We start from the raw sequence: 8,105 nt of genomic DNA, 5'->3' as shown, positions 1-8,105 counted from the left end.
ACTTAAATACCTGTATTGGTGCGGGGGGAGTCTCTAGCAAGAAAGCAACATGTTGTCTTAAAACAAATTTAAACCAAGTAAATAACCAAGATGGTACTAAAATAAATTGTTATCATTATTAAAAATAGCTAGATATATTTAATCCGATTTGTTACTAATCTAAATTTCCAGCCAGCTTTATCACTTTTTGATAGTCAGGCCATAACCAAATTTTCACTTCATCTTTTTGTTGATTGAAGTTGAAAAAGCTACTATCTATTTCATTAGCTACTTTTTTTATAATTCCTTTGTAGTGGTCATAATCTTTACCTTTAGCCTTAATGTGAGTTCCATAAACTAAACCTTTTTGGTTTTCCCCCCAGCCATCTTGAAACTCAATACTATGCTTTACTGAATTATACATGTTTAGCTCATATAGCTCAGAAAACACATTTTCACTATGACTATCAAGCGAAATATTATGTTTGTATAGCCCACCATCTATGCATGGCTTGTCATTTTTTCTTTCATCAAAACTTGTATTCTTAAGGTCGAATTCTACTATCCCTAACAATAAAGAAAATATATTTATCACCTGAACTTTATTGGAGCTTTGTTCAGCGTATAAGGCTCCTCGCAAGCAAGCGTTTATCTTATCGATTGTCTGATCAACATCCCTCAAACTCAACTCGTAAGCTTTAGCTACCCATATGATATATTGACGTATATTGTTTTCCCTATTATTTGTAAGGTTTGGATAAAGAACTACCTTTTCAGAATACGGCGTTAAATCTACTTCTTGTAACTTTAAATAGTACTCGAGATCTGGCTCTGCTAACCTAGCTTCTCGATTAAAAAAACGCTTTAGGTAAGTATTAGAGTCAAAATTAGAACCATAAACTGACCTTATCGACTCTTGCAGTTGTGTAGTATCTGTAGCCACAACAAAAACAAAGTTCTTTGTCGTGAAGAAATGCTTGATCACTTCTAGCATTTCTATAGCATAATTAGGTCTGCATCTATCAAGTTCATCGATTAATACAACCACAGGCAGCTCTTTGCCATGAATTTGCTTTAGCACTTCAGCTAAAAGCCCTAGTTCTTTTCTTATCCTTTTTATCGCTTCTATTTGCTCTTCATGATCTTTTTTTACACTAGTAAGAAAATCTTTAGGTGAGGTTTCAAAGAAAGCTTTTACTACTTCTCTTCCAGCAGCAGAGTCATCCACAAGGTGCTTGGTAGCTAAACCAGCTCCAGCTATTACTACCCCCTTTAGCGCCTTACCTAGGAAGTCTGTTAATTTATCCAAATCAGAACCAATGTTATGGTTAATTATTGAAAGTTGATTAATTAGTTCACTAGCAACTACTGATAATGGAACTTGCGAAAAATCACTTTCCCATGCATCGATATAAATAGTCGGATATCATTCGTTAGGTGTGTGTACAGCCGTCTTAAAAACTCTGTTTTACCAGTTCCCCAAGCCCCGTTTAAGTTAAGTACAAAGCCGTCGTGCTCCCCCTTAATATAATTAGTTAAAAACTCACCATATTCTTTACGATTAAGCTTACAGTTATCAAATGTATATTTTTCTAACCACTCAGGGTATTTACAGCTAAGCATACTCATTTTTATTCACCCTAAAATTTATTAACCCAACCTAAGTGATTAGCCTTAAAAATCTCTACACCTTTTCTACGGACTCGTTCTATCCAATCTTCCGCTTTATTAACGCCCACGTGAAAATGCTCAACAGCAGTTTTTTGCAGTACTCTGTGCTCATTTTGTATTGTGGTTGGCATTAGCGCAGCATCATCAGTATTAATACATACAGTGACAGACCCCTTTCTCAAGCCAAAGCGATTGTACTTTTCACCTTGCTTGAGCCACTCTTGCTCTGGTGGGTCCCATCTAAAAATAGGATGTTCGAAGTAGTGTTCAAATCGACCAATATAAATATTAGAGGTTGGGCAAGCTTCGATGATAATGCCTTTAGCTGCATACTTCTCCATTTGTAAGTCTTGAATAGCTTCATAAAGATCAAGTTCGGCAGTAGAGACAGAATCAAATTGCATGCGTCCCTTAACATAAAATGGATCTTCACCTTGCTTAGGCTGACAATGGATAATAATGGGCTTTTTGCGCGCAGCAAAGTATGCGTCATCTCTGATATGTCCTAGGACATACTTCTGCCACAATTTAAATGCCGTGCTAGTAATAGAGCCACCAACCTCTTTATCAAAATCAATTATCCAGTCACGATATAAAGGATTTAAATGGTCAACATACGGTAGAGATTCTTTAAACGTTTCTAAATTTAATGTTTCTGGACAGTTACGTCGCAACTTCCAAGCTTCATGCATATCTCTTACAGTATATCGTTGATTCTCAGAGTTCCGTTGCTCATCAACATATAGTTGCATAGACCAAAAGTTAATTTTTTCTTGGATCAGCTGAAGTACCCCTGTAAAACGCGGGGCAATTTGAATCACTTCGAGTGCCTTTTGATAACACCATACTAAATTATCAATGTGGTCACCTAAACTTACATAAGCTGTTTGTTGTCTTTGAGCCCAAACTCGCGGCATAACCCCAAGTGCTAACGCATGTCCTAACCTATCACCGCTTTTAAAATCACAGAAATAAACAGCTTCGTCTATTGCTCTTAGGCCTGATAGTAAATGACTATAATCTTCACCTGAATGCACGGTTAAAAACGGCCGTATAAACCGTTTGCTGAATATGTTGGTGGTAGGATGTTTTGCGCTTCTAACTACACGAAGCGCAGGGGCAAACACTTCTATTGGTAACTCATTTTCGTTCCCTGCTAAGTCATAACCACGAATTGCCTTGCGCAAGTCAATACTTTGTTTAACTGATAAGTTAAGATCAAATGCTTTAATTTCAGTATCAGAAAAAGTAACCGAGCCTTTAAATTTCTGCAATGCAATCACTTGCTGTTTAAGGGTATTCCGAACATTTGCTTGGTACTTATCCTCTTTCTTTGCTAAATCGCCTTTTAAGCTACGAGAAAAATGAATAACAAAATGAATATTTTCAGCAAAAGAATGCTTTAAAGCAGCTTCTAAACCTTGCTGTAGAGCTTTAACTCCGATTTTACCTTCACCATTAACAACAACATATGGGGATACTCTAAATTCACGCAGTGTTCGGTTATCAATATCTGCAACTAAACCATCTAACCTGCTGTTATTTTGATAAGGAAGATATCTTTTTTTACGAGCACTAAAACCAAATGATTCGACAAACTGGCTTAGGCCTGTACCCCATACAATCATATAATTACGCAGTATATTTGATACTCGAATAAATTGCGCCGCTATAGTTGGGTCTTTAAGTTCAGTGCTTACCACTCCAATGCAAAATAATAACCAGCGTACATCTGAACGAACAGGTTTACAGTGTGCTTGTAAAAATGCTTTTTGAGCAAGAGTCGTAGCCAACTGTGTACTTAAATAATACAACGCCAAGCAATCATCTTGTTCAAATTTTGGATTGTCCAAATCGACTCTAGTTGTTTTTTCAGGTTGAGTAAACGCGTGCTCCACCAGCTTATCCGCAAGTTGAGAGCTCCAAATCGGTAAATTTTCTTTTTTATATTGGCCACTTTCAAATAGAGTATATTCTGGACGTTTAGGCCAGCCCCTCTCTGATAGAGTTTCACCATAGAGCGCAAAACTTAGTATTGAAGGCCCTGTATGCCCATGGCCGCCTAAATGAACATGGTTATCTGCAAATAACTTACCTGCTTTATCCCTTGCAAGTGCATGAGGGCATTGCTCTGTTATAACAGCATTTATAATGTCACTGGCGCTAAAATCATACTCCCTAGCAATATCCTTATATGCTTGAGCTATAATCCAAGTACCATCTATAAGCGATAAAAGCTCTAGCCACTGCTCTAATTTGCTCTGTTTAACTTCGAAGTGGCTTCCTTGCCACTCTAAAAAAGTATGGGCTAAGCGAGAAAGTACGCCATTAACAGTTATATCCGGCTTATCATATTCATAGGCATGTAGTTGGCTAATTACATCCTCATCACGTAAATTTCGATGTAAATAAGGCTGGTAATCTTGTATGTAACTAGCTAAACGCTTTAAAAAATCTTTGCTCAACACATCATCTTTGCTCAGCTTTTTAATGGCTTTATCCGATGAAAGAAAAACGACATCAGCAAGTAATAAATCATTGGTCAGAAGCATCAAGATTTACCATTTTTGTTAATATCGTAAAGTACTTTTATAAAGTTATGTGCCTTGTTCCCTGAAATGATATTTAAGTCATCAAAATTAATCGATTTATCATTGAAATCGCTTTCAAAATAATCATATGCAATTAAGTCGTTCTCTATCGCAGAGACTAATTCTTTCTTTGTCGCCTTGACTGTATCGTAATATTCAGAATTCTTTTCCAGATAATCTTTAGCCTTTTGAATCAAGCGTTTTGGCAATCTATATTTCAAACGTTTAACATCGTTGGACTTACTTTGGTTTTTAGAAAAAGAAGATGATTTGCCATCAACGCTTAAGCTTTTATCCTTTGGAATTTTCCCCAATTTAATTCTCTTCTCAATGACAATATCTCCATCACTTTCTGATTTGATTATCTCAAAAAGTGGATGCGACTCTAAAGCCCTAATAAATTGCTGCTCAATACTCTCTGGTTCTTTGAATTGACTATTAAAACGTGCCATGTTCCTATTAAGCGTTCTATCACTACTCTTAAATAACTTTTTGCTTCTAATTGTTTCATGATTCTTTGTTACACCAACATTTGCTTCTATCGACTCCCCTTTTATCATAGCGGTGTAAGCAGAATTCAAAGTCATCAATTCAAAGCGCCTAATATGATCCGTTAAATATTCACCATCTGCGGTATTTGAACCGATATAATTTTCGAATTTAAATGAGTGAAATGCAGTGAATATTTTATTGAACATAAAAGAAAAAATCGGGAGTAACTTTTCGCTAGGCATAGTTTCAAAAAACTCGCTATGTGTTTTTCGCCACTGTATTATTAGCTTTTCAAGTACTTCTATATTGCTGATATTATCAGCCACTGTTGGTGTTGCTATGTTATCTATATCCTCATCCTCACCACTGATTATTGTTTTAGTGGGCGCGATGTTAAATATACTGTAAAAAGGCCTTCGGCTAAGTATGTTATCAAGGCTCTTAGTAGGAGTTTCATTCTTCCCCAAAAGGAAAGAGTACAAAATGAGTTCAAATGCCCTACTTATAAACACATATTTATTACTATTACCCATTGTTGAATAGAGATCTCCATACGTGTAAACATCCAGTAATAATCTATTCAAGTTGTATTTAATTGTGCTCTCATCATCTTTGTTGGCTGATTCTTTAGAGCTAATTTCTTTGGCTTTCTCTTTAATTATAAACTCAGAAGGATTGAGGTCATTCGATTTACTTGCCTCTTTAGCCTCACCTAATGTAACCATACTTTCTAAGTGAAAAAACTCTAAAGGAGGCAAACTAGATAAAGTCCTATCTTCATCATTAAAACCAAATTCAATTAAGGATATATTATCTAAAAACCATGTATTGTTATCTTGCGTTTTCTTCCATGGTTGAGTTGTTTTAAACCTTCGTTCCTTCAACTCGATTAACTTGGTTTTATCTTCAATACCCAAAGAATAAAGCTGTGATTTTAAAAAAGGCTTATCTGCCCAATTTAAGTGTGTGCTTTTTATTTGTGCTTTAGGGCTAAAGCAAAATAAATCCGAAATATTAAATATATCCTCGATATTTCGATTTTTAACCGTCAAGTAAGACTCCACATTTGCATAGGCTTGGCCATTTTGTTTGTGCTCAGCCCAGTTAATAAAGCCCTTCCAAAGCTTATAACTGAGATCTGCATTTTCCTGAGCGAGCTCTAGCTCATGCGGTAGCACAGTTCGAGTAAATTGAACAAGCTCTCTTGCAGAATCGGGTTTTGGCCAGTTTTTTAAAATATTTTCATTTGAACAAAGTGGATAAAATTGTGACTGGAGTGCTTCAACATATTCTCGGTATGGATAATCCCCCTTTCCTGAAGCAGTTTTAATAAATAGCGATGGCGAAATATAGTCTATCGGTAATAAGCTTAGCCGCATCTGATTAGGGAACACTTTTGTTAAATATGCATCCGTTAAATTATTTGAAAAGTTTTTTCCTTTAGCTATTAGCTCTTTGTTTTTAGTTTTCTCTCTATATGCTTTTTCATCAAAATGAACATGTACCATTTGTTCGTACAGGCTAAAATCACCACTCACGATAGGTATAATATAAGGGCAACCTAACAGCCTGCGTACTTCATCTACAACTTCGTAGGCTCTATCTAAAGCCATATCCACATCATCAATAGGTAACGCAAGTGCTTGAGTACCTAAAATTTGAATTGCGCTTTCAACAAAGTCGTGAAAATACCTTTCGACATTAATGCCTGATTTATACTGCAAAACTTTATCAATACCACTACAACCTTCAAACTCTTCCTTCTTCCCTAGAGCATCAGCTAGTTTTTTTAATTTTTTATAAAAGTCACTTTTCAAGCCTTCGTTTACATTACAATTATTTCCAGAGTTAAGCTTTGTCTCTACTTCACTATATATCTGAGCAATAATAACGTTAGCAAAATTATCTTGCTCAATGAGCATTGTTGGATCAATTGATTCAAGAAAATAAATTTCTGACTGACTCTTTAGCGCTTTTTTACAATGCACATCCCACATCGCTTCACAGTTTCGAAGAAATACTGTTTTACCCGTTCCGCGCTGACCTGTTACCAATATTGCATTATGTGATAGCCAAGTTTTAGATTTATTTTCATTTCTAGCCTCTTTATATTTTTTAGCATCATCTAAAAAAAAATTCAGCTTCTCAACTAATTTATCACGTGCTTCATATTGCCAAAACTCTTTATCATTGATCTTTTCATCTAGTACGACAAAGTTATCGAGGTACTCTTCTTTGCTCAAATCTAATATATATTTTGTTGTCATTTTTGTTATTTCCTTAATCCCTTAACCCAACCGAAAACACCTTCATGTGCTGCGATGTAATCACCAACTATATCTACGTGAGTTTCGATTCTATTTTTTGATTCAAGTTCGAATAACTTAGATAAGATATTTTCTTGCTCAATGTTTATATATTCACGATCTGTGGGGAGTTTTTTGCCTCGTATACTTAAACGATATTCTCGTGCTAAAATTTCAAGCTGCTCTTTCATTAAGCGGTTCCTGCTCCATGCTCTGGTATAGCCTTTAAGTCTATTAACCAAGTAGCTAACAAATAAAATCATACCTGCAATACTGAGAAACAAACTGACAATCAACCTTAAGTAGCCATACTCTAAAACATCAACACCAAATAAGAATGGTGAGTAGATTAAACCAGCTGATAGCAAGACAATTACAAGCGATACAAACGTAAACCTTTCATTAATCTTTTTTTTAGCTTCGAAATTAGTCACCCTTTTGGTGTATTCAGCAATATAAAAGTCAATTTCATCTATAGCTACATCGTCATCTATAGGGTCGCTATTATGTCGTTTATCATTTTTGTTAATAACAGCATCTGTTAACGCCATACATTTCATCCTAAAAGTAAGTGGATTTAACCTTTGAAGTGGTAATCGCAATTGAATGCTTTTACTTAAAATACGTGCTTGATTCTTTATGTCTAAATTATGGAAGGATTTTGGTCTGTTAGGGAGTGACATATAATTCCATTTTTTGTAAGACTCAGCTAATCCGTTATTTAACAAATGATATTATATAAATTTAGCTGTTAAGGCAAAAAGGCTTTGAGATGATTGGCACGATTTATATTGAATAATGCACTTTTTAAAATTAAACGAGTAATTAACCTGCCAATACCGACTATTTGATATAGATATTGTTGGTTACTATTTAATAATTTAACTACCAATAGCAGTTTAATTTAGACCATCATCCAATATCGTACTACTAGCTCCTGAGAATGCGAAACAAATCAATTGCTTTAATTAAATTTTATCCATAAAAAAACCGCCAACTTGATTGCTCAAATTGGCGGTTTTTTATGGTTTTTAAGTAACGAACTTAAATACCTGTATTGGTGGTG

5 protein-coding genes are annotated in these 8,105 nt (G+C 35.2%); all 5 read right to left on the bottom strand.

Going from position 1 to position 8,105, the window contains the following annotated elements; translation table 11 throughout:
• Window positions 1–154: 154 nt before the first annotated feature.
• Genes CWC04_RS19105 through CWC04_RS19085 form a run of 5 tightly spaced genes read right to left on the bottom strand, consistent with a single transcriptional unit; the run spans window position 155 to window position 7,590 of the window.
• Entirely contained in the window at window positions 155–1,288 is a 1,134-nt protein-coding gene (locus CWC04_RS19105; RefSeq protein WP_171038601.1) for a KAP family P-loop NTPase fold protein, read from the bottom strand.
• A gap of 56 nt (window positions 1,289–1,344) precedes the next feature.
• Entirely contained in the window at window positions 1,345–1,602 is a 258-nt protein-coding gene (locus tag CWC04_RS20105; RefSeq protein ID WP_502705343.1) for a P-loop NTPase fold protein, read from the bottom strand.
• 17 nt (window positions 1,603–1,619) lie between these two features.
• Window positions 1,620–4,202, bottom strand: coding sequence for an antiviral RADAR system adenosine deaminase RdrB (gene rdrB / locus CWC04_RS19095; protein WP_138686180.1), 2,583 nt, complete (start codon window positions 4,200–4,202; stop codon window positions 1,620–1,622).
• On the bottom strand, window positions 4,202–7,000 hold the full coding sequence (gene rdrA / locus CWC04_RS19090) for an antiviral RADAR system adenosine triphosphatase RdrA (RefSeq protein ID WP_138686179.1): 2,799 nt from the start codon (window positions 6,998–7,000) through the stop codon (window positions 4,202–4,204). Before rdrA ends, rdrB begins: the two co-directional genes overlap by 1 nt.
• Window positions 7,001–7,005: 5 nt before the next feature.
• A complete protein-coding gene (locus tag CWC04_RS19085) occupies window positions 7,006–7,590 on the bottom strand; it encodes a hypothetical protein (RefSeq protein WP_024032258.1) in 585 nt (194 codons plus the stop codon).
• Window positions 7,591–8,105: the final 515 nt, after the last annotated feature.

The sequence above is a fragment of the Pseudoalteromonas sp. S2893 genome (genome assembly GCF_005887105.1).
Lineage (GTDB): Bacteria > Pseudomonadota > Gammaproteobacteria > Enterobacterales > Alteromonadaceae > Pseudoalteromonas > Pseudoalteromonas atlantica.
Note: the sequence above shows the minus strand (reverse complement) of the source record. Positions and strands in the feature narration are given on the sequence as shown.

Bases quoted from the DNA above. Each gene is read 5' to 3' on its own strand.
- CWC04_RS20105 (WP_502705343.1), bottom strand. From the start codon at position 1,602: ATGCTTAGCTGTAAATACCCTGAGTGGTTAGAAAAATATACATTTGAT.
- CWC04_RS19085 (WP_024032258.1), bottom strand. From the start codon at position 7,590: ATGGCGTTAACAGATGCTGTTATTAACAAAAATGATAAACGACATAAT.
- rdrA (WP_138686179.1), bottom strand. From the start codon at position 7,000: ATGACAACAAAATATATATTAGATTTGAGCAAAGAAGAGTACCTCGAT.
- rdrB (WP_138686180.1), bottom strand. From the start codon at position 4,202: ATGCTTCTGACCAATGATTTATTACTTGCTGATGTCGTTTTTCTTTCA.